Source organism: Arcobacter lacus (assembly GCF_003063295.1).
Classification (GTDB): Bacteria; Campylobacterota; Campylobacteria; order Campylobacterales; family Arcobacteraceae; genus Aliarcobacter; species Aliarcobacter lacus.
Map to the genome: position 1 here is coordinate 37,325 of NZ_MUXF01000014.1, position 21,866 is coordinate 59,190.

General features: G+C 26.9%; 19 protein-coding genes. 8 read left to right on the plus strand and 11 right to left on the minus strand.

The genetic code is table 11. The features are described 5' to 3' along the window. Nucleotides 1-37 precede the first annotated feature (37 nt). The 9 genes from B0175_RS07315 to B0175_RS07350 all read right to left on the minus strand — a co-directional run bounded on the left by B0175_RS07315 (nt 38) and on the right by B0175_RS07350 (nt 13,032). Nucleotides 38-787, minus strand: coding sequence for an inositol monophosphatase family protein (locus tag B0175_RS07315; RefSeq protein WP_108527977.1), 750 nt, complete (start codon nt 785-787; stop codon nt 38-40). Nucleotides 788-789: 2 nt separating this feature from the next. Further along, complete coding sequence (locus tag B0175_RS07320; RefSeq protein ID WP_046994149.1) at nt 790-2,166, minus strand: glutamate synthase subunit beta; 1,377 nt, start codon at nt 2,164-2,166, stop codon at nt 790-792. A 5-nt stretch (nt 2,167-2,171) separates the two neighbouring features. Continuing rightward, nucleotides 2,172-6,611 carry a glutamate synthase large subunit gene (gene gltB / locus B0175_RS07325; RefSeq protein ID WP_108527978.1) on the minus strand — a complete coding sequence of 1,480 codons (4,440 nt, stop codon included), beginning with the start codon at nt 6,609-6,611 and terminating at the stop codon, nt 2,172-2,174. Between the two features lie 188 nt (nt 6,612-6,799). Then, nucleotides 6,800-7,588: an EI24 domain-containing protein gene (locus B0175_RS07330; protein ID WP_108527979.1), complete on the minus strand. Its 789-nt coding sequence runs from the start codon at nt 7,586-7,588 to the stop codon at nt 6,800-6,802. Between the two features lie 3 nt (nt 7,589-7,591). Then, nucleotides 7,592-8,470, minus strand: a complete 879-nt coding sequence (locus B0175_RS07335; protein ID WP_108527980.1) for a radical SAM/SPASM domain-containing protein — start codon at nt 8,468-8,470, stop codon at nt 7,592-7,594. A gap of 67 nt (nt 8,471-8,537) precedes the next feature. Continuing rightward, the gene (locus tag B0175_RS07340) at nt 8,538-10,490 is read right to left on the minus strand and encodes a methyl-accepting chemotaxis protein (RefSeq protein WP_108527981.1); all 1,953 of its coding nucleotides are present in this window, start codon (nt 10,488-10,490) and stop codon (nt 8,538-8,540) included. Nucleotides 10,491-10,505: 15 nt separating this feature from the next. Beyond that, nucleotides 10,506-10,682 carry a hypothetical protein gene (locus tag B0175_RS11255; protein ID WP_210004312.1) on the minus strand — a complete coding sequence of 59 codons (177 nt, stop codon included), beginning with the start codon at nt 10,680-10,682 and terminating at the stop codon, nt 10,506-10,508. Nucleotides 10,683-11,005: 323 nt separating this feature from the next. Continuing rightward, nucleotides 11,006-12,430 (minus strand): type II secretion system protein GspD, encoded by a 1,425-nt coding sequence (locus B0175_RS07345; RefSeq protein ID WP_108527982.1) that lies wholly within the window; start codon nt 12,428-12,430, stop codon nt 11,006-11,008. 29 nt (nt 12,431-12,459) lie between these two features. After that, on the minus strand, nt 12,460-13,032 hold the full coding sequence (locus B0175_RS07350) for a YigZ family protein (RefSeq protein WP_108527983.1): 573 nt from the start codon (nt 13,030-13,032) through the stop codon (nt 12,460-12,462). Nucleotides 13,033-13,046: 14 nt separating this feature from the next. Here B0175_RS07350 and tlyA point away from each other — a divergent pair, with 14 nt between their 5' ends. Genes tlyA through B0175_RS07385 form a run of 7 tightly spaced genes read left to right on the plus strand, consistent with a single transcriptional unit; the run spans nt 13,047 to nt 19,026 of the window. Beyond that, entirely contained in the window at nt 13,047-13,757 is a 711-nt protein-coding gene (tlyA, locus tag B0175_RS07355; protein WP_193220940.1) for a 23S rRNA (cytidine-2'-O)-methyltransferase TlyA, read from the plus strand. Beyond that, nucleotides 13,726-14,571 carry a bifunctional riboflavin kinase/FAD synthetase gene (locus B0175_RS07360; protein ID WP_108528011.1) on the plus strand — a complete coding sequence of 282 codons (846 nt, stop codon included), beginning with the start codon at nt 13,726-13,728 and terminating at the stop codon, nt 14,569-14,571. Before tlyA ends, B0175_RS07360 begins: the two co-directional genes overlap by 32 nt. Before the next feature lie 31 nt (nt 14,572-14,602). Next, the gene (gene cmoA, locus B0175_RS07365) at nt 14,603-15,310 is read left to right on the plus strand and encodes a carboxy-S-adenosyl-L-methionine synthase CmoA (RefSeq protein WP_004511216.1); all 708 of its coding nucleotides are present in this window, start codon (nt 14,603-14,605) and stop codon (nt 15,308-15,310) included. 12 nt (nt 15,311-15,322) lie between these two features. Next, nucleotides 15,323-15,829: a thioredoxin-dependent thiol peroxidase gene (gene bcp / locus B0175_RS07370; RefSeq protein ID WP_004511217.1), complete on the plus strand. Its 507-nt coding sequence runs from the start codon at nt 15,323-15,325 to the stop codon at nt 15,827-15,829. A gap of 11 nt (nt 15,830-15,840) precedes the next feature. Continuing rightward, nucleotides 15,841-16,845 (plus strand): plasminogen-binding N-terminal domain-containing protein, encoded by a 1,005-nt coding sequence (locus B0175_RS07375; RefSeq protein ID WP_108527984.1) that lies wholly within the window; start codon nt 15,841-15,843, stop codon nt 16,843-16,845. Further along, complete coding sequence (locus tag B0175_RS07380) at nt 16,845-18,233, plus strand: FAD-binding oxidoreductase (RefSeq protein ID WP_108527985.1); 1,389 nt, start codon at nt 16,845-16,847, stop codon at nt 18,231-18,233. Before B0175_RS07375 ends, B0175_RS07380 begins: the two co-directional genes overlap by 1 nt. Before the next feature lie 7 nt (nt 18,234-18,240). After that, nucleotides 18,241-19,026, plus strand: coding sequence for a YihY family inner membrane protein (locus tag B0175_RS07385; protein ID WP_108527986.1), 786 nt, complete (start codon nt 18,241-18,243; stop codon nt 19,024-19,026). Here the strand turns inward: B0175_RS07385 and B0175_RS07390 are convergent. Both B0175_RS07390 and murA read right to left on the minus strand, forming a co-directional pair. Beyond that, nucleotides 19,023-19,589 carry an HNH endonuclease gene (locus B0175_RS07390; protein WP_108527987.1) on the minus strand — a complete coding sequence of 189 codons (567 nt, stop codon included), beginning with the start codon at nt 19,587-19,589 and terminating at the stop codon, nt 19,023-19,025. The genes B0175_RS07385 and B0175_RS07390 overlap by 4 nt on opposite strands. A gap of 2 nt (nt 19,590-19,591) precedes the next feature. Continuing rightward, nucleotides 19,592-20,860: a UDP-N-acetylglucosamine 1-carboxyvinyltransferase gene (gene murA, locus B0175_RS07395; RefSeq protein WP_108527988.1), complete on the minus strand. Its 1,269-nt coding sequence runs from the start codon at nt 20,858-20,860 to the stop codon at nt 19,592-19,594. Nucleotides 20,861-20,978: 118 nt separating this feature from the next. On the opposite strand from murA, the gene B0175_RS07400 reads away from it, so the two are divergent. Next, a complete protein-coding gene (locus B0175_RS07400; RefSeq protein WP_108527989.1) occupies nt 20,979-21,863 on the plus strand; it encodes a DMT family transporter in 885 nt (294 codons plus the stop codon). Nucleotides 21,864-21,866: the final 3 nt, after the last annotated feature.

Genomic DNA, 21,866 nt, shown 5'->3' on the forward strand with positions numbered 1-21,866 from the left:
TCTTCCTATTTTTAATATATATTGTTGGAGTTATAACCTAAAAATGATTAATTATCTCTTTAAATAAATCATATTTTTCTTTATATTTTGATATAAATAAGTACTCTTTTGTTCTATAAATATACAAATCTGAGCAAATATATAAAGCTGCTTCCACATCAAATTCTCTGATATTTCCTGCAAATAATACAAATTCGTAATCTCTTGTATTACTCAAAGATAAAGCAACTGCACCTAAAATTCTAAACTTAATATTATTTTGATACAATTTTTCACAAATTTTTGGATATTTATAAGCTCTTTCAAAAATTGCTATTTTGCTTTTATTTGTTTTCAATGGTACAAATTCTTTCATATTTATCAAAGAATAGTATTTAACTTCATTTTCAAAAGCTTTATATATAACAGTTTTTGTAACTAAATTTGTTACAAATCCAGCAACAATTTTTTCATCAATTTTTAAAGCAACAGATGTTCCATAATATGGTAAGTTTGAGTAAAAATTATTACTTCCATCAAGAGGATCAATTATTATCGTAGTTTTTTTGCTATTATCTATAAAACCACATTCTTCTGAATATATATTTCCAAATTCCAAAAGGTATTTTATAAAAATTTGTTCAAGTAACAAATCAATTTTTAAAGAATTATCTCCACCAAAACCATTGATATTTGTGTATTCATAGTCATCTAAAGTTATTTTTTTATCTAGATATGTAGAAATTTCTTTATTTGCTAAAATTACAGCCTTTATAAAATCTTCTTTATATTTGGCTGTAATTTCCATTTTTATAATAAATCTTTTATTATAGCTTTTGCAGCTTCTCTTCCATCAGCCGCAGCAGTTACTGCTAAATGAGCGCCTCTTTGACAATCTCCACCAGCATAAACTTTTTTATTTGAAGTTTTAAATTCACTATTTACAACAACTGCACCCCAAGAGTTTGTTTCAACATTTAGTTCTTTTAAGAAAGTTGGAGTTTCTGGAGAAAAACCTAATGCTAAGATTACAACATCAGCTTCTTCTAAATACTCACTTCCTTGATTTACAACTACTTTTTGTCTTCCACTACCATCTGGTTCGCTCATAGAAGTTTCAAGTAATTCAACTGCAAAAGCACTATTATCTTTTACTTTTATAGATTTTGGGCTTACATTAAATACAAACTCAACACCCTCTTCTTTTGCATTTACAACTTCTTTTTTACTTCCTGGCATATTTACTTCATCTCTTCTGTAAAGACATTTTACAGTTTGAGCACCTTCTCTAACAGAAGTTCTAACACAATCCATAGCAGTATCTCCACCACCAATTACAACAACTCTTTTGTCTTCAACATTTATACATTCAACATTTTTATCACCAAGATTTCTTTTTTGAATACCTGTTAAAAAATCTATCGCAAAATGAACATTTGAAGCATTTTCACCTTCAATATTAACTTTATTACTAGAAGTTGCTCCAATTCCTAAATAAATTGCATCAAACTCTTCTTCTAAATCTGAAACTTTTTTATCTTTTCCAATTTCACAGTTTAAATGAAGTTTCATTCCAGCTTCTATTAACCAATTTATTCTTCTTGTTACTGTTTCTTTATTTAGTTTAAATCCTGGAATTCCATACATAAGTAGTCCTCCAGCTCTATTTGCTCTTTCGAACATTTCAACTTCAAAACCACGTCTAAGAAGAAAAGTTGCTGCTGAAATTCCAGAAGGTCCAGAACCAATAATCGCAACTTTTTTACCATTTTTTTCTGCTTTAAACTCAGGTTTAATACCTTTTTCAAAAGCATTTTCACTAATATAAGTTTCAATTGCTCCAATAGAAATAGCACCATGTCCAGTATTTAAAGAACATGCTCCCTCACATAATACATCTTGAGGACAAATTCTTCCTAAAATCTCAGGGAAAGGAGATGTTTGATTTGATAAAGCAAAAGCAAGCTCTGGATTTTTTGTTGCTGTTTGTTTTAACCAAGCTGGAATATAGTTTCCTAAAGGACAACCTGTATGACAATATGGATCTCCACATTGCATACATCTATCTGCTTGCTCTATTGCTCTATGTTTTGTAAATACTTGATAAACTTCTTTATAATCTTTTAATCTTTGAAGTACATCTCTTTTTTCAGGATTTACTCTTTCAAATTTTGTAAAATTTAACATTTTTATTAATCTCCCTTATCTGGATCAAGTGGTAATACTGTCATATTTTTTGGTTTTACCATCCAGAAGTTTCTAATTTCTGCTCTAAAGTTTTGTAAGATACGTTCAGCTATTTCACTTTGTGTTTCATGTAAATAATCTAACAATAATCTTTTTAAATATAATCTTTCTCTTTCAGTATCATCTGTATCAATTCTCACTGATTCTATTAGCTCTTGATTCATATTATCTATAAAATGTTTTTCTGGGTCATAAACAAATGCTAAACCACCAGTCATACCTGCACCAAAGTTAATACCAGTATTTCCTAAAATTACAGCTATTCCACCAGTCATATATTCACAAGGATTATCTCCTGTTCCTTCAACAACTGCTATAGCTCCTGAATTTCTAACAGCAAATCTTTCACCAACTGCTGCTTTTACATAAAGTTTCCCACCAGTTGCACCATATAAACAAGTATTTCCTGCACCTGCAAAATTTGAACCTTGTTGAGCAGGATTTATAATGATTTTTCCACCATTCATACCTTTTCCAACATAATCATTTGCTACACCATCAAGGTATAAATTCATACCTTTTGATAAAAATGCTCCAAATGATTGTCCAGCAACTCCTTTTAAGTTAAGAGTAATAGAGTTTTCAGGAAGCCCTTTATCTCCATAATATCTTGCAATTTCACCAGATATTAAAGCTCCAAAAGATCTGTTTAAGTTAGAAATTTCTGAACTAACTTTTACAGGTGAACTTGGATTTTCAATAGTTCTATGAACTTTTTTTAATAACTCTTTTTCAAATTTATTACTATCAAAAGGAGCATTTGTCTCTTTTTGACAAGTATCAATTCCATCAACTTTTCTTAAAATATTTTGGAAGTCAAATTTTTGTGCAAATTCATCATCAATTACTTTTAATAAATCACTTCTTCCAACTACTTCTTCAATTGATTTATACCCTAAGCTTGCAAGAATTTCTCTTACATCTTCAGCAATAAATGTAAAGTAAGAAATTAATCTTTCAACTGTTCCAGTGAAGAAATCTCTCAAGTTTTCATCTTGAGTTGCAACACCAACTGAACACTTATTTGTATGACAAATTCTTAAAATTTTACATCCAAGCAAAGTTAAAGAAGCTGTTCCAAATGCATAAGATTCAGCTCCTAACATCGCAGCTTTTACAACATCAAGTCCAGTTTTTAATCCACCATCTGTTTGAACATGAACAAATTCTCTTAGATGATTTAATTTTAAAGCATTATGAGCTTCAGATAAACCAATTTCCCAAGGATTTCCTGCATGTTTGATAGAAGTTAAAGGAGCAGCTCCTGTTCCTCCATCTCCACCAGAGATAATGATTTTATCTGCATAAGCTTTAGCAACACCAGCAGCTATTGTTCCAACTCCAATAGAAGAAACAAGTTTAACTGTAATTTTTGCTAATGGATTTATCTGTTTTAAGTCAAAAATCAATTGTGCTAAATCTTCAATAGAATAAATATCATGGTGCGGTGGTGGAGAAATCAATGTAACACCAGGAACTGTATGTCTAAGTGTAGCAATAAGTCCTGTTACTTTATGTCCTGGTAACTGTCCACCTTCACCTGGTTTTGCACCTTGAGCAACTTTAATTTGTAACTCTTCTGCACTTCTTAAATATGCAGGTGTTACACCAAATCTTCCAGATGCAACTTGTTTAATTTTAGAATTTTTAATTGTTCCAAATCTTGCAGCATCTTCTCCACCTTCACCAGAGTTACTCATACCACCAATTGTATTCATAGCAGTTGCCATAGCTTCGTGAGCTTCAGGAGAAATAGAACCTAAACTCATAGCAGCAGTTGCAAATCTTTTGAAAATATCTTCTTTTGATTCAACTTCACTAATATCTATTGGTTTTCTATCTGAGTTAAATTCTAAAAAATCTCTAATAAATTTTTTATCTCTATTTTTTACTAATTCTCTTAATCCATCAAAATCAGTAATATCTTCTTTTTTTGTAGCTATTTTATTATGCATAGCTTTTGTTGTTGCTGGTCCATAATCGTGATATTCACCACCATTTGAGTATTTATAAAATCCTCCTAAATCAAGAGGGAATATTGAATTTTCTTCTTTAAATGCATTAAAATGAGATTTATCTATTCTATTTTCTATATCACTATAAGTTAATCCAGATAATTCACTATGAGCACCTGTAAAACAATCATTTATAATTTCATCACTTAATCCAATAATATCAAAAAGCCCAGAATTTCTATAAGATGCTACTGTACAAATACCCATTTTTGACATGATTTTTAGTAAACCTGCATTTACTGATTTTTGAGTATTTTTAAGATATTTTTGCATTTCATATTTTGTTGGTTTTTGTTTTTGGAAAAATGAAACTGTTGAAGCATACATCATATATGGATAAATTGCTGTACAACCAAAAGCTATTAAAACTGCTGCCATATGGGGATCATAAACTTCTGCTGTTACTGCAACGATAGATACTTGATGTCTAATTTCTTCTTTTAGCAATCTTTGATTTATATAACCAACTGCCATTGCTGAAGGAATTACTTTTTCATTTTCATTTATTGTTCTATCATCTAAAATTACAACTGAAATATCATTTTCTCTAACTTCTTTTATTATGTTAGAAGCTAACTTTTCTAAAGATTTTTTCAGATCAGATTTAAATGTTGTATGGAAAACTTTATTTTTATAATATTCATCATATCTTGGTGATTTTTCATCTCCAAAAGAGTATAAAACATCATATTTTTCTTTCATTAAAATAGGACTAGAAACTTTTAATCTTCTTGCAAATTCTGGTTTTTCTGCTAAAACATTATGAACTTTTCCAAATCCAGTTTCAAGTGACATAACCACTTTTTCTCTATAAGGGTCAATTGGTGGATTTGTTACTTGAGCAAATTTTTGTCTAAAAAAGTCTGTAAAATTTCTATTTACTTGAGAAAAACATGCTAATGGTGTATCATCACCCATTGAACCAACTGGTTCTTTTCCATCTTTTGCCATAGGTTCTATTACTTGATCTAACACTTCATAAGTAATATTAAAATATTTTTGTTTTTTCTCTATATTTTCTAATTTATAATCTTTTAAATTTAAAAATGTATCTTCAAGATATTCTTGAATATAGTCCATATCATCATTTAACCATTTTGAATAATGTTGAGATGATTTTAGATAATCGTTAATATCATTTTCTTTTAAAATTTTTCCATGTTTAAGGTCAAGTGCAATCATTTGTCCTGATTGTAATCTTCCTCTTTCTAATACATTATCATCTTCTATTTCTAATGTTCCATACTCAGAAGTAATGTATAATTTATCATCTTTTGTGATTATATATTTAGATGGTCTTAAACCATTTCTGTCAATTAAACAGCCAATATGTCTTCCATCAGTTAAAGAAACTGCTGCTGGTCCATCCCAAGCTTCCATTGTTGTTGATGTATATTCATAAAAAGCTCTTAAGTTTGGATCCATATATGGTGCATTTTGCCAAGGAGCAGGAATTAAAGAACGTGCTGCTTTGAAAAAGTCTACTCCATTTGCTAATAAAAATTCAAACATATTATCCAAAGATGTAGAATCTGAACCTACATTTTGTAAAATTGGAAGTAATCTTTTCATTTCACTTTCTGAAAAAATTTCTGATTTTAATTGTTCTGATTTTACTTCAACATTGAATCTATTTGCTTCAACTGAATTTATCTCACCATTGTGTGCTATTGCTCTAAATGGTTGAGCTAATCTCCATAAAGGTAAAGTATTTGTTGAAAATCTTTGATGAAATAAAGCAAAAGAAATTTTAAAATCTTCATCTCTTAAATCTATATAAAAATGTTTAATATGTGTAGGCATAATTAGCCCTTTATAGGCTATTACCTTAGATGAAAATGTAGGGATATAGAAATCTTTTTTATTAATTAATTTATGTTCACACTCTTTTCTTGTTAAATATAACATTGCATCAAATCTTTTTGATGACATTAAAGTATTTGGAACTACAAATACTTGAACAATCTTAGGTAAACTTTCCAATGCTTGTTGTCCTAAAGCATCTGTATCAACTGGTACTTCTCTTGTTAAAACTGGTTTTAAATCATTTATTTCACAGAAGTCTTTAAATGTGTTTATATCTTCTTCAAAATCTTGCGTAAATATCATTGCAACTGCATAAATTTCTGGTAAGTCAACACCTTTTTGTGTTGCTATTTTTCTCATAAAAGAATCAGGCATTGACAATAATAATCCAGAACCATCTCCTGTTTTACCATCAGCTGCTACTGCACCTCTGTGCATCATTCTTTCAAGTGAAGTTATTGCATCTTCTAAATTTTTATGACTTGGTCTACTTTTTAAATCAGCAACTAAACCAAACCCACAGTTATCTTTAAAAGAAGTTAGTAAGTCTAAATTGCTCCCCATCATTTTCCTTTATTTTAATCTCGTCTATATTCCCTAGTAAAGCCGAAAAATATACTATAAAAAAGTTTAAAATATGTTAAACTTTCTCTATCAAACCTTTACAGTATCGATATTATACAAAAAAAAAATGGATTAATTTCATACAAGCTGTATATATTTTATACAATATATAGCATTTGTAAACAAATTTACATATATTTTAATGAATTATTATTCATTTTTTCAAGTTCTATAAAATATGAATGTCCCAAATATATCACAAAAAATACTGCACTAAATAGCGTTGCAAAAGGTATCATAGAAATAAAATATAAAAATAGTGTTCTTAGTCTAAAATTATTTGCCTCTTTTTCATAGATGATTTTATATTGATTTTTACTTAAAATTGTAGAACTTACATCAAAATTTAAAAGTTTATGAAAGAAATAATATAAAGGCAAAGCAAAAGCTATTACATTTAAAACTGGTACAAAATAAACAGGAATTAAAAGAAGAAATAAAAAAATCATCATAAATAAATTTTTAAATAAAACCCATAACGATAAACTCAATGTTCCGTAACTTTCAAGTTGCAAATGAGAATAATATTTTTTATGTAAATTTTGTAAAATCAATGGTGTTAAAAAACCAATTACAATTAAAGTTAAAATAACTGAAATTTGTAAAATCAAAATCGTTCCAACTGTATAAAATAAAAAACCAGCTATCCAAGATACAAATGAATATTTGAACAAAAATACTATCACATAAGTTAACCAAACAAAATAAAAAGGTGCATTTTCATCAATAACAACTTCTTGTCCATTTTGTGAAGCAACTGCAACCTCTTTTAATGCACTAAAACCAAAATCAGCCGCCATAAAAAAAAGTGCATATAAAATAATCATTGTTACAATTAAAGGTACAATTGCAATTTTTAACATTGGACTTGTAAAAAAATCTTTTATACTTTTTAAGATAATTTCTATTTCATTCATTATTTATCCTTTATCAAATCTAGTTCTATATTCGCATTTTTGGCATAATTCTTCTACTAAAATATCTTTCTTAAAACCATTTTGTATATCTTTTACTCTTTTTGAAGTCAAAATATTTTTCAAACTATTATCTTCAATATTCCCTAAATTTATGATTGCATCTTTATCTAAACAACAAGGTACAACATCTCCATTTGATAGAACTCCAAAATGTGAATCCAAACCATAACAAAATCCACTTTTTGAAACTTCTTTATTTTCTAAATTTGGCCAATTAAAATATTCATCAAAATTGAAAAATATTTTCCTATCTATTCTTATATTTTTAGGTCTATTTTTATAAATATCTTCAATATCGATATTTGTATCAAAAGCTTCGTTTATTTTGTTAAAAACTTTTAAATTAAACTCTTTTGCACTATTTTCTTCATCTAAATTCCAAATTCTAAAGTTTATAAAATATTCATGCTTTTGCTTTTGTGCAAATTTTACAAACTCTATAATTGGTTCTAAATATTCATCTAAAGATTTTTTATGAGAATTTGCATTGTATGAATTAATCGAAAAATTTATCTGCTTAATTGTTGGATTTAACAAAGTTTCATAATGTTTTTCATTTATATTATTTGCTGTTGTTGTGATATTTACTTTTAAATTATGTTTTGAACTAATATTTAAATATTCATCTAAATTTGATAAAACTAAAGGATCTCCAACTATGTGATATGCAAGTTCAGTTGTAAACTCTTTTAGTTCCAAATTTAATTTATCAAACTTATCTAAAGTCATAGTTTTATTTGGCAATATTTTAGGAGGACAAAATGTACATTTTAAATTACAAATATTTGTAATTTCTATATGTACTTTTCTAAATCTTTTTATAACTTATCCTTGATTTTTTTCTAGGATTGTATCGAAGATTTATTAAAAAGATAATTCGAGAAAAAGCTTAAAAGCTTTCCCAATCATCATTTTTAGATTTTGTTGAAACTTCTTTTATCTCTTTTTTTGATGTAGTTTTTTCAACTTTTTCTATTTGTTTTGTTTTTTTTGTTGCTCTTTTTTCAATTTCTTTCGCTTTTACCTTATCTTTACCAGTAAACTCTTTCTCATCTGCATCACTTACTATTAGTTTTGATATTTCATCTGTTACTATTGCAATATCATGCGTTTGGCTTGCTACCATTGCATTTTGTTGTGTTTGTTGATCCAATTGATTTACTGCATCATTTATTTGTTCTATTCCAAGCAACTGTTCTTTTGAAGCATTTTGTATATCTGAAATTAAATTTATTGTTTGTGAGATATTTTGATTTAACTCTTTATACCCTTCAATCATATTATTGGCTATTTCTTTCCCTTCATCTGCTTTTATTGTTGCATTTTCTACTATTGTTTTTATCTCTCTTGCTGCTTCCGCACTTCTACTTGCTAGGTTTCGCACCTCTTGAGCAACAACAGCAAATCCTTTTCCTGCTTCACCTGCAGTTGCAGCTTCAACAGCAGCATTGAGTGAAAGAATATTTGTTTGAAATGCTATTTGATCAATTACACTTATTGCTTCATTTATCAAATTAACTTGATTATTTATTTCATCCATTGCAGTTGTTGTTTGATTTGCTAGATTCTCACCTTGATTTGCAGAAGTTGTAACATTTGCAGATAACTTAGACATTTGAGCAATACTTTCTGTATTATTTCTTATATTTGAAGTTATCTCTTCAAGTGCAGCTGCTGTCTCTTCTAAAGATGCGGCTGCTTCATTTGAACTTAAGTTTAGTTTATCAACATTTACCAAAAGCATATTTGAGCTTTTATCCAAAGTTAATCCATTTGTTTTATTTTCTACTAGCATTTCTGTTATTGAATCACCTAAACTATTTACTCCACTTGCTAATTTCAATAAATGTTCTTTTAGATTTTTAGTTGATATCTTATTTAAGTAATTATAATTAGAGTATTGTTCCAAGATATTTAATACATTTTCTATATTATTTTCTAGATTGTCTGCCATTTTATTCAATACATTTTTTAGTTGAGTTAAGGCTGGATTTGATACGTCTATATTCAATCTTTGGCATAAATCACCTTGTTCAAACTCTCCTAAAACAGCTATTGTTTCATCTATTAGCTTTCTATCTTCTTCAATACCTTTTTGCGTTTTTACAATATTTTCATTTACAAGTTTTGCCATTTCTCCAAATTCATCTTTTGAAGCCATTTCTATTAATCTTGCATCACTTCGTTCTCTATTTAAATATGAGAAAAATGATAATAATCCCTCTTTAAATTTTTCTAAAGAATTCACTATATTACTTGAAATAAGTACCGATATTAGTATAAATATTATTATTGCTATAACTCCTAAAATTCCTAAATCTCTATCCAAAGTTTTATAAGCTTCTTCTCTTAAAATTATTGCATTGTTATTTATATCTTGTATTTTATTCTCTATTTCTAAACCAATTTCTGCCATTTTTGAAGATATTTTTATTAACTCTTCTGATTCAAAACCAGTTGTGATACTTTTTACTTTTTCTTTTGATAAAGAATCAAAAGCTGTTATGTAGTTCTTTACAAGAGCCAATATATCATCACATAAATCCCTATTTTCTTTCAAAGAAAAAGTTGATTTAGCTTGAGAAACATCTTCAATTAATTTTTGAAAATCGCTCAAAACTTTTTTACTATTTTCTTGCGTTGAACTTCTTAAATATTGATAAACAGAAATTCTTCCTTTTAAATTTTGTTGTATAAACTCTTCTGTTGAAATTGCAGCATTATTTCTTGCTGCTGCCATATCACTATAGTATTTGTATACAAACCCAGAACCTATTACTATTAAGATAAATAGTGTAGGAAATAAAAACAATTTTTTTCTTGTGTTAAGATTTTTTAACATTGTGCGTCCTTTTTATTACTTGTTTTTTTGCTTTTTGGAATTTTCGATAGCTCTTCTTATTTCATGTAAATCAAATAAAATATCTTTTAAGAGTCTTTGGGAGGAAATATCTTCTTCTTTCTTTTTATATTTGTTGCATTCTACTTCAATATGCTTTATACTTTTAATTAATAAGTTATAAATTTTATTCATTATATTTCCTTAAATAATATAAAATATTCACATAAGTAATAAAATTATTTTTTATTATTTCAACAAGTTATTATCTTATCTTATCTTATCTTTCTATTAATTAGCCAACATAATTCTTCATTTTTTTTTAGTAAATTAAAATATGAATAAAACAAAAAAATTTATTTCATTTTTTAATCAATGGAGTATCTTATCTTATCTTATCTTTCTATTAATCAGCCACTATATATCTTGATATTTAATTAATAATAAATATAAGTTTCGTTAGATATATTTATTCTATATAGTTATATATTAAAATAAAAATAAATAATAATTATAAACTAGTACCCTAAAATCTCTTTTACCACTTTTTCATGATTATTTTCGTTACTATTTTTATTATTTTCAGCAATAAAATCACTTTTATTATTTTTTATAGCACTTAAAGAGTCTTGTAAATATTTGTCTTCAAGTTTTTTTAGTTCACTTAATTGTTCTCTTATATATGTAATGTCTTTTGATTTAGGAATCATATATGGGGTTACTATTATGACTAAGTTATTCTTTTTATTCATTTTTGAATCATTTTTAAATAGTTCTCCAAAAAGAGGAATATCTCCTAAAACTGGAACCTTTTGTTCTATAGTTTCATTCTTATTTTCTATTAAACCTCCTATTATTACACTTTCCCCATTATTTAAAATAGCTGCTGTTTTTATCTCTTTTTTTAAAGTATCAGGATTTTGTCCAGCTGAAACAGAAGTTGATTTTACACCTTCTAATAAAGTATTTATTTCCAAAGTCAATTTTGAATCACTTGAAATTCTTGGTTTTACTTTAAGAGTTAGTCCTATATCTTCTCTTTCATAATTTGTTCTTTGTAATCCACCATCAGTTAAAGTACTAGAAATTTCAACTGAAATTTTTTCTCCTACATATATAGAACTCTCTTTATTATCTATTGCCAAAATTGATGGTTCAGAAACTATATCTAAAGCACCATTTTGTTGAAGTAAGTTTAAACTGGCTCCCAAAGCAAGTCCTGATTTAATATTTAAGTCACTTACTTTTATTCCCAAAGTATCAACTGCTTCTTTTATTGCACTTGAACCACCATTTAAATTTGAAGAAATTGCATTTATTCCATCACTTCTTACACTTGTATTTATAATTCCATAAGAAATTCCTATTTTATTAACAAGTTCATTATTTACTTCTATAATTTTAGCTTGAACATAAACTTGAGCTTTTTCTTTATCAAGTTCTTGTATCAAATCTTTTATCTGTTTTAATTCATTTTTTGATGCAATAACTACTAATGAGTTAGATTCTAAATCCAAAGAAACAAAAGGTTTTGTTGGTTTATTAATATATTTTTTATTTACAACATCATCTAAAATTTTTATAATATTTGCACCATCAACATTTTTTAAACCTATAACTTCTGTAAACTGTTCTTCTTCTTTGATTATTTCTATTTTTTTTACTTTTAATACACCATTTTCTTCAACTAAAAAATACCCTTTTTCTTTTAGTGTTGTTTCTAAAATATCAAATAAATTCTCTTTTGTAATTTTTTGTGTTGGAATATAATCAACTTTTTCATTTATGATTTGTGTTACTAGAATATTTCTTTTAGTTATTTTTGAGGTTATTTTTATTAAATCATCAACTTTTATATCTTTAAAATTGATATTTATTTCATCATTTGAATATAAATTAAGAACATAAAAAATAAGTAATAAAACTATAAATATTTTTTTCATAAATAACTCCAGATATTATCTTGAATTATTTATATTATCTTAATATTTCTCGAAAGTAAAGGGATTATATCATTAAGTTCTTCATTTGTGAGTTCAATCTTTAATTTTACATTCATATCAAAATCTTTTGAAATTATTTTTATATTTTCTTGATTCAAGATGTATTCTAATTGAGAAAGCTCATTATAATCAATTTCTAATAGTTTTATTATTAATTTTTTATACTCTTTTAACTCACTAATTTTTATGACTTCATTGGCACTATTTGAATATGCTCTAACTAATCCACCTGTTCCTAATTTTGTTCCACCAAAATATCGTACAATAGCAACTGCACTATTTACAATATCTGCACCACTTAAAACAGCTAAAGTTGGTTTCCCACTAGTACCTTTTGGTTCTCCATCATCGCTACTATTTTCCACTATTTGCTCAAATTCATTTAAATACCTATAAGCATATACAAAATGAACTGCTTTTGGATGTTCTTCTCTTAATCTTTTCATAACCTCATCAAAATTTGAATAAGGAAATAAATATGATATAAATTTTGATTTTTTCTCTTCAATAGTGTAACTAAACTCTTTTTGAACAAATTTCAAATATAATTCCGCCTATGAGACTAGATATGTACTTAACTACTAATTTTAATATACAAAGTCGAAATAAAGCGACTGAACTAATAAAATCAAATAAAGTTAAATGTGATGGTGAGATTATAACAAAACCATCTTTTAATGTTTTGGATTTTCACAAAATTGAACTCTTAGAAGATGACTTTTATGTTTCAAGAGCTGCTTATAAATTAAAATTTTTCTTACAAGAGTTAAAAAACTTTGATTTAAAAGATAAAAATGCTTTAGATATAGGAAGTAGCACTGGTGGATTCACACAAATTTTATTAGAAAATGAGATAAAAAAAGTAACTTGCGTTGATGTTGGAACAAATCAACTCCACGAACGAATAAAATATAACGATAAAATAAACTTTTTTGAAAATACTGATATTAGAAATTTTGAAAGTGACGAAATTTTTGATATAGTTACTTGTGATGTATCATTTATCTCTATACTAAACATAATTGATGCTATAAATACTCTTGCCTCAAAAGATATAATTATCCTTTTTAAACCACAATTTGAAGTTGGAACAAATGTGAAAAGAGATAAAAAAGGTATTGTAAAAGATAATAATGCAATACAAAAAGCAAGAGATAACTTTTTAAATAAAACAAATATTTTAAATTGGACTTTAAAATATTCAAATATTAGTAAACTACAAGGAAAAGATGGAAATGTTGAAGAGTTCTTCTATTTTAGTAAATAAAAATACAATTACAGCTATTGCAATTGGTGGATTTGATGGTATGCATATAGCACATCAAGAACTTTTTAAAAATTTAGGTGAAAATGGTGCCATTGTTTCAATAGAATCAGGTTTTGCAAACTTAACTCCAAAAAGTTATAGACAAGAATATAGCAAATATCCAATTTATTACTACGTTCTTGATAATATAAAAAAACTTGAAGGAATGGAATTTATAAAATTACTCAAAGAAGAGTTTCCAAAATTAGAAAAAATAGTTGTTGGTTATGACTTTTGTTTTGGAAAAAATAGAAGTTGTTCAACGCAAGATTTAGAAGAGCTTTTTGATGGAGAAGTTATTATTATTCCTGAAATAAAAGTTGATAATATCGCTGTACATTCAAGAACTATTAGAGAATTTATAAAAGATGGAAATATAGAACTTGCAAATAAACTTTTAGGAAAAGAGTATAAAATCTATGGTTTTTTACAAAAAGGTCAAGGATTAGGAACTACAAACTTTGTTCCAACAATAAATCTAACAATTGATGAATTTTTACTTCCAAAAGAAGGAATTTATATATCAAAAACTATTGTTGATGAAATTGAATACTCTTCAGTTAGTTTTTTAGGGCATAGAGCTACAACTGATGGAAATTATGCAGTTGAAACTCATATTTTAGATAAAAATATAGAAGTAAATAATCATAATATTCAAATAAAATTTATAAAAAGAGTTAGAGACAATCAAAAATTTGATAGTTTTGAAGAACTAAAAAAACAGATTCTTGATGATATTGAAGTCTCAAAAAACTATTTTTCTTTGATTAAATAAAAATTTTAACTCTTTTAGATAAAATATAAGTATGATAGATAAAGTATTTAATAAATCAATTACAAAACAGTTTGAATTTGATGAAGAAGTAGCTAGCGTATTTGATGATATGCTAAATAGATCAGTTCCTTTTTATAAAGAGATGCAAAGATTATCAATAAATTTTGCTTGCAATTTTCTAAGTGAAAATGACAAAGTTTATGATTTAGGATGTTCTACTGCTTCAACTTTAATTGAATTAAGCAAACATTGTAAACATAATTTAAAATTAATAGGTATTGATAACTCTGATGCAATGCTAAAACGAGCTTCAAACAAAGCTAAAGCTTTTGGGGTTGAAATCGAGTTAATAAATGCTGATTTACATGATGTAACATACAATGATGCAAAACTTATTCTTTCAAACTATACTTTACAATTTATCAGACCATTACAAAGAGAAAAATTAGTAAAAAAAATATATGATTCATTAGATGAAAAAGGTATTTTTATCTTTAGTGAAAAAGTTATTTCAACAAATTCTAACCTCAATAAACAGTGCATTGATGAATATTATGAGTTTAAAAAAACTCAAGGTTATAGTGAATTTGAAATATCACAAAAACGAGAAGCTTTAGAAAATGTACTAATACCTTATACTGAAGATGAAAATAAAAAAATGATAAAAGATGCTGGATTTAGCCATTGTGAAACTATTTTTAAATGGGTAAATTTTGCAACATTTATAGCAATAAAATAAAGGAAAAAAGTTATGTTAAAAATTGGAGATAATGCACCAAGTTTTTGTGCTCCAAATCAAGATGATGTAGAGATTTGTTCAAGAGATTTAGCAGGAAAATGGATAGTTTTATACTTTTATCCAAAAGATTTAACTCCTGGTTGTACAACTGAAGCTTGCGATTTTACAGATAAACACTCATTTTTTGATGATTTAGATGCTGTTGTTATAGGAGTAAGTCCTGATGATACAGAAAAACACAGAAAATTTATTGATAAATATGACTTAACAATAACTTTATTATCTGATGAAACGAAAAAAATATGTCAAGATTTTGGTGTTTGGCAACTGAAAAAATTTATGGGTAAAGAGTTTATGGGTGTAGTAAGAAGCACTTTTATTATAAATCCTGAAGGAAAAATTGCAGCTTTTTGGGATAAAGTAAGTGTCAGAAAAACAAAAAGTGTAAAAGGTGAAAAAATCGAAATTTTACATGTTGATGAAGTTAGAACTAAACTTCAAGAATTACAATCAAACTAATAGGAAAAATGATGAAAAAAACGTTTAACAAAGCTCTATTTTTAGGTGCAATATCTCTACTTTCAAGTAATTTATTAGCTGATGAAACTATTTGTTATAAAAATGGTTTAGATTTACCTTCTCAAATTGAAACTTCAAAACTTGATGGTGGAATTTGTGAAGGAAAATTGACTTTAAATGATATGAAAAAATCTGGTTGGGATATTTTAGATATTCAAGTTACAACATCTCAAAATAAACTTAGCTATTCATACTATTTTTATAAAAATACAAATCAAGCTTTATCAAATACACCTAAAACTTATGCAAATAGTTTAAACTATTCTAAAAAAGAGTTTTCAATCAAACCTATTGGTGCAAAAGTTGTAAATCTAAAAGATAACCAAAGTACAATTGATGTTGGTAATTTAACTGTTGGACAATCTGGTATTGTTGTACATATTTATGATAATGATAAAAGATTAATTGTTGCAAATGCAAAAGTTATCAGTTCAACTCCTACTTCGTCAGTTGTTGAATATTTTCCTTTTGATGATTTAAAACAAGATGCTATTCCAACTACAAAAAGAGTTGTAACAAATAATGATGTAATTGTTTTAAATTATATGTATAATCAATCTTTATTAATTGCACCTGATTATGATAGTTTCCAAGCTGTAAGAAGTGATTTTAGACAAAATAACTTTATTCATTCAGATATTTTTGCTACAAAACTAAAAGTAAATAATCAACCTTTCCCAACAAAAGAAGATATTCAAAAATTTGCAATTGAACAAAACTTAGGAACAATCTTCTTTGTATTAGATAGTAAAGTATATATTCTTGATACAAAAACATTCGCTATATTGGATGTTTATAGTTTCCCTGTAAATATAAAAGAAAAACAAATGCCATTTTATACAAGAGTTGAAGAGATAAAAGGACCTCTTATTGATTTTTCATCTATTCCATTTTTCTCTGATAAAGAAGATTTAGGTTATGATGATTATTATAAGCAAATTTTAGGATTAAAATAATGATTGATAAAAAACATTTAGATTATTTAACTTCTATTGTTGGTGAAGAAAATATAAAAAGTGATAAAGCTCACTTAATTGCTTTTTGTTATGATGCAACAAGAAGTAGATTTGAACCTGATGCTGTAGTTTTTCCAAGACACGAACAAGATGTTAGTGATATTTTAAAATATTGTAATGAACATAAAATAGTTATCGTTCCAAGAGGAGCTGGTTCAGGTTTTACTGGTGGTGCACTTCCTGCAAATGGTGGAATTATTCTTTCACTTGAAAGACATATGAATAAACTACTTGAAATCGATATGGAAAATATGGTTGGAGTTGTTCAACCAGGACTTATAAATATGCAATTTCAAAAAGCAGTTGAAGAAGTAGGACTATTTTATCCGCCAGATCCAGCAAGTGAAGAGTATTCATCTCTTGGAGGAAATGTAAGTGAAAATGCAGGTGGAATGAGAGCTGCAAAATATGGTATTACAAAAGATTATGTAATGGCATTAAGAGCTGTTCTTCCAAATGGAGATATTATAGTTGCTGGTAAAAAAACTATTAAAGATGTAGCAGGTTATAACACAGCTGGAATTTTAATAGCAAGTGAAGGAACTTTAGCAGTTATCACTGAAATTACTTTAAAACTAATTCCAAAACCAAAATTCAAAAAGACATATATGGGAGTTTTTCCTAGCGTTGATAGTGCTATGACAGCTGTTTTTAAATCACTTGCTGCTGGTGCTAATCCTGTTGCAATGGAATTTTTAGATGCACTTGTAATTAAAGCATTAAAACAAAAATTTCCTCATATTAGCCTTCCTGAAAATGCAGGTGGAATTTTAGTTGGGGATGTTGATGCAAGTAGTGAAGATGAAATAAACTCTCAATTAGAAACTTTAAAAAACTCTTTTGCACAAAATGGTTCTATTGATTTTATAGTAGCAAGTGATGAAGAAGAGAGCAAAAAACTTTGGTTTGCAAGAAGAAATGCAAGTCCAGCAACTATGATTTATGGAACAAAAAAATTAAATGAAGATATTTCTGTTCCAAGAAGTAAATTACCAATTGCATTAGAAGGAATCTATAAAATTGGTGAAAAATATGGCTTCAACGTTCCATGTTTTGGTCATGCAGGTGATGGAAATATCCACGTAAATGTTATGGTTAAAGATAAAACAAATGAAAAAGAGATGGAAGATGGACACAAAGCTATCGAAGAAATTTTTCAATATGTTGTAGATTTAGGTGGAACTTTAAGTGGAGAACACGGTATTGGACTTTCAAAAGCACCATTTATGAATATCGCATTTACTGAAGCTGAGATGAATCTATTTAGAAGTATCAAAAAAGCTTTTGACCCAAATAACATCTTAAATCCTTTTAAAATGGGATTATAATTTAGTTATGCAAAAAGAAGATGGTAATATAAGTCTTTTAAAAAAATTTATTCTTGCTGTTGATTCGTTTTTTAATGATGATACAACTTACTACGCAGCGAGTTTAAGTTTTTTTACTATCTTCTCTATTTTACCAATAATTGCTCTAGCAATAGCAATTATTTCAAATTTCCCAGAATTTCATGATTATATGAATACTTTTACGATTTATCTATTTAATTTTATAAATCCAACTCACTCAAAAGATATAATTGAAGCCTTAGAAAACTATATTTCTAACTCAAATAAATTAGGATTTTTAGGAATTATTTATATGATATTTGTTTTTGTGATGTTTTTTAAAGATTATGATTATATTGTAAATAAAATTCATGAAACAGTAAGACGTCCTGTTATACTGTCTTTTTTTATTTATTCTTTATTTTTTATAATATTTCCTCTATTTTTTGTCATCTTAACTTTTGTTTTGTCATTTTTAGAAAATGATTTCTTGAGAAACTCTATATCTTTTATATTTACTTGGTTTATATTTTTTAGTTTATTTAAATTAAGTGCAAATAAAAGAATAGACAATTACGCGGCTTTAATATCATCATTTTTTACTTTAGCAGTTTTAAGTATCTCTAAAAACTTATTTATTTATTATGTAATTTATAATAAAACTTACACAACTATTTATGGTTCTCTTGCAACTTTACTTTTTACATTTTTTTGGATTTATGTTTCGTGGATAATATATTTATATGGAGTGAAAATGTGCCATAAATTGGATTTAAGAATAAAAAAATCTTAGTTTTTTACTAAACTCAATAATTTATCATTTAAAGAAATATGTAAATTTCCCTTTGAATCATTTTGATTAAAATTTACAATTTTATAACAATCAAAACATAAAATTATAATATTTTCAAAGTGAAAAGTTCCACCATCTTTTATCTCTTTTACAAAAGCTGTATGAACATCTGTCAATTCATTTAAAACTTTTCCACATCTATTACAACATCTATCATCTCTTCTATAAACAAATTCTTTTCTTTTTAACCAATCAGTTGGATATTTAAAACTTGTTACTGAATTTAAATTGTATCCTTGCCAAAATTTATCTTTTGGAATTGATTTTTGTGTTGTTTTTGTATATTCAAAATTTAAAAATTGTTTGACAACATTTTCTATCATCAAACTTTTTTTAACTTTTAAATTTGTCTCATTTTTAAAATCTTTAGAAACACTATAATCTATTTTTATCTTTGGATGATTTGATTTCATATAAGATTCTAAAATCTCTATAAACATATCAAATTCATCACTTTCAAAGTTTTCTTTTGAAAAAAATATTTTTTTTAGTGTTTGAATCAAAATTACTCCTCTTTACATCTTTTTACATTTGCACCAATAAGTGATAATTTTCCTTCAAGATTTTCATATCCTCTGTCAAGATGATAAATTCTATGAATATTTGTTTCACCATCTGCTACAAGTGCAGCTAAAACTAATGCTGATGAAGCTCTCAAATCTGTTGCCATAACATCAGTTCCATGTAAATTTCCAGTTTTTCCATTAATTGTTGCAATATTTCCATTTAGATGAATATCTGCTCCAAGTCTTAAAAGTTCACTAACATGCATAAATCTATTTTCAAATAATCTTTCATCAATAGTACTAGTTCCATTTGCTTGGGTTGCAAGTGCCATAAATTGTGCTTGCATATCTGTTGGAAATCCTGGATATTCTGTTGTGATTATATTTACAGGTTTTATCTCAGTTGTTGGTAAAATTGTCACACTATTTTCATCTTGTAATACTTCAAAATTCATCTCTTCAAGTTTTGAAATAACTGCTTCAAGATGTAAAGGAATAACTTTATTTATTTTTAATTTTTTATTTGTAATTGCAGCTGCACACATATAAGTCCCAGCTTCTATTCTATCAGGAATTACATCAAAAGGTTTTATATCGATTAATTTTTGTCCTGTTCCTTCAATTATAATTTTCGAAGTACCTATTCCTTCTATTTTAACACCACTATTTGCTAAAACTTCACAAAGTTGAACAATTTCAGGCTCTTTTGCTGCATTTATAATAGTTGTTGTTCCATATGCAAGTGCAGCTGCCATAACTATATTTTCAGTTCCACCAACTGTTACTTTATCAAATACTATTTTTGCACCTTTTAATCCTTGTGGTGCTGTTGCTTTTATATATCCTTGAAGAATCTCTATTTTTGCACCCATTTGCTCTAATGCTTTTAAGTGTAAATCAACTGGTCTTTGACCTATTGCACAACCTCCTGGAAGCGAAACTTCACAATGCCCAAATCTAGCTAATAATGGTCCTAAAACTAAAATTGAAGCCCTCATAGTTTTTACAATATCATAAGTTGCTGTTGTATTATTGATACTTGAAGTATTTATTTTTACACTATTTTCTTCTTTTACATAGTTTCCACCAAGTTTTAAAATAAGTTTTAAAAAAGTATTTATATCTACAACATTTGGTAAATTACCAATTGTAATCTCATTTTTTCCTAAAATTGTACAAGCAATCAAAGGTAAAGCAGCATTTTTTGCTCCAGATATTTCTACACTTCCTGAAATATCTTTTCCACCAACAATTTTTAAATATTCCATAATCTTCCTATAATATAGTCATTTTTAGGCTAATATTATCCAAAAAAAGCTTTATTTTTTACCTTGTTTTAATAGCATAAGCACTACAATCGCATTTTTATACGATTAAGGAATTATTTTGGATGAACAATTATCAAAAGGAATAAAATATATACTTCTTGCTTCATTTTTATTCGCACTTATGAGTGTTGCTGCAAAACAGTTAAGTAACTCTATGAGCTCGGTAGAAGTTGTATTTTTTAGGAATATTTTTGGAGTAATATTTATTTTAATATCTATTTATCGCTCTCCATTAAAACAACTTGGTGGAAAATTTTGGTTATTGATATTTAGAGGATTTATTGGTTTTGTTGCCCTTTTATTTTTCTTTTATAATATTTCAAATATTCCTTTAGGTGAAGCTATGACTTTTTCCAAAACTTCTACAATTTTTACAGCAATTTTTGCTTATATATTTTTAAAAGAAAAATTAGGTGTTAGAGGCTGGACTGGTGTTTTTATAGGATTTATTGGAATTTTATTTATCACTGAATTTAATGGAACAAATTTAGAAAAAAGTGACTATTTAGGGATACTTTCAGGAATAGGAGCGGCACTTGCATATACTTCTGTGAGAGAACTTAGAAAATACTATGATTCAAGAGCAATAGTTTTATCTTTTATGGCAATAGGAGCACTTGGACCACTAATTTTGATGATAATTGGAAATTTTTATACAAACCCTCATCTTGATTTTATGTTAGCAACTTTTGTTATGCCACAGCTAAGTGATTGGATATTTATTTTACTTTTAGGAACTTTTGCAACATTAGCACAAATTCTTATGACAAAAGCATATTCTTTTGCAAAAGCTGGAATAATCGGCACTATTTCATATAGTGACATAGCCTTCTCAATAATTTTAGGGACTATTTTAGGAGATAATTTTCCTTCATTTTTGATAGTTTTAGGTATAATCTTGATTATTATGAGTGGATTATTAGTATCCACTAAAAAAAATTGAAGG

What these genes read in the sequence shown, in the direction of transcription:
- B0175_RS07375 (WP_108527984.1), top strand. Translation starts at nt 15,841, where the DNA reads ATGAAAAAAACGTTTAACAAAGCTCTATTTTTAGGTGCAATATCTCTA.
- B0175_RS07315 (WP_108527977.1), bottom strand. Translation starts at nt 787, where the DNA reads ATGGAAATTACAGCCAAATATAAAGAAGATTTTATAAAGGCTGTAATT.
- bcp (WP_004511217.1), top strand. Translation starts at nt 15,323, where the DNA reads ATGTTAAAAATTGGAGATAATGCACCAAGTTTTTGTGCTCCAAATCAA.
- tlyA (WP_193220940.1), top strand. Translation starts at nt 13,047, where the DNA reads ATGAGACTAGATATGTACTTAACTACTAATTTTAATATACAAAGTCGA.
- B0175_RS07360 (WP_108528011.1), top strand. Translation starts at nt 13,726, where the DNA reads ATGTTGAAGAGTTCTTCTATTTTAGTAAATAAAAATACAATTACAGCT.
- cmoA (WP_004511216.1), top strand. Translation starts at nt 14,603, where the DNA reads ATGATAGATAAAGTATTTAATAAATCAATTACAAAACAGTTTGAATTT.
- B0175_RS07330 (WP_108527979.1), bottom strand. Translation starts at nt 7,588, where the DNA reads ATGAATGAAATAGAAATTATCTTAAAAAGTATAAAAGATTTTTTTACA.
- B0175_RS07320 (WP_046994149.1), bottom strand. Translation starts at nt 2,166, where the DNA reads ATGTTAAATTTTACAAAATTTGAAAGAGTAAATCCTGAAAAAAGAGAT.
- murA (WP_108527988.1), bottom strand. Translation starts at nt 20,860, where the DNA reads ATGGAATATTTAAAAATTGTTGGTGGAAAAGATATTTCAGGAAGTGTA.
- B0175_RS07340 (WP_108527981.1), bottom strand. Translation starts at nt 10,490, where the DNA reads ATGTTAAAAAATCTTAACACAAGAAAAAAATTGTTTTTATTTCCTACA.
- B0175_RS07385 (WP_108527986.1), top strand. Translation starts at nt 18,241, where the DNA reads ATGCAAAAAGAAGATGGTAATATAAGTCTTTTAAAAAAATTTATTCTT.
- B0175_RS07345 (WP_108527982.1), bottom strand. Translation starts at nt 12,430, where the DNA reads ATGAAAAAAATATTTATAGTTTTATTACTTATTTTTTATGTTCTTAAT.
- B0175_RS07380 (WP_108527985.1), top strand. Translation starts at nt 16,845, where the DNA reads ATGATTGATAAAAAACATTTAGATTATTTAACTTCTATTGTTGGTGAA.
- gltB (WP_108527978.1), bottom strand. Translation starts at nt 6,611, where the DNA reads ATGGGGAGCAATTTAGACTTACTAACTTCTTTTAAAGATAACTGTGGG.
- B0175_RS11255 (WP_210004312.1), bottom strand. Translation starts at nt 10,682, where the DNA reads ATGAATAAAATTTATAACTTATTAATTAAAAGTATAAAGCATATTGAA.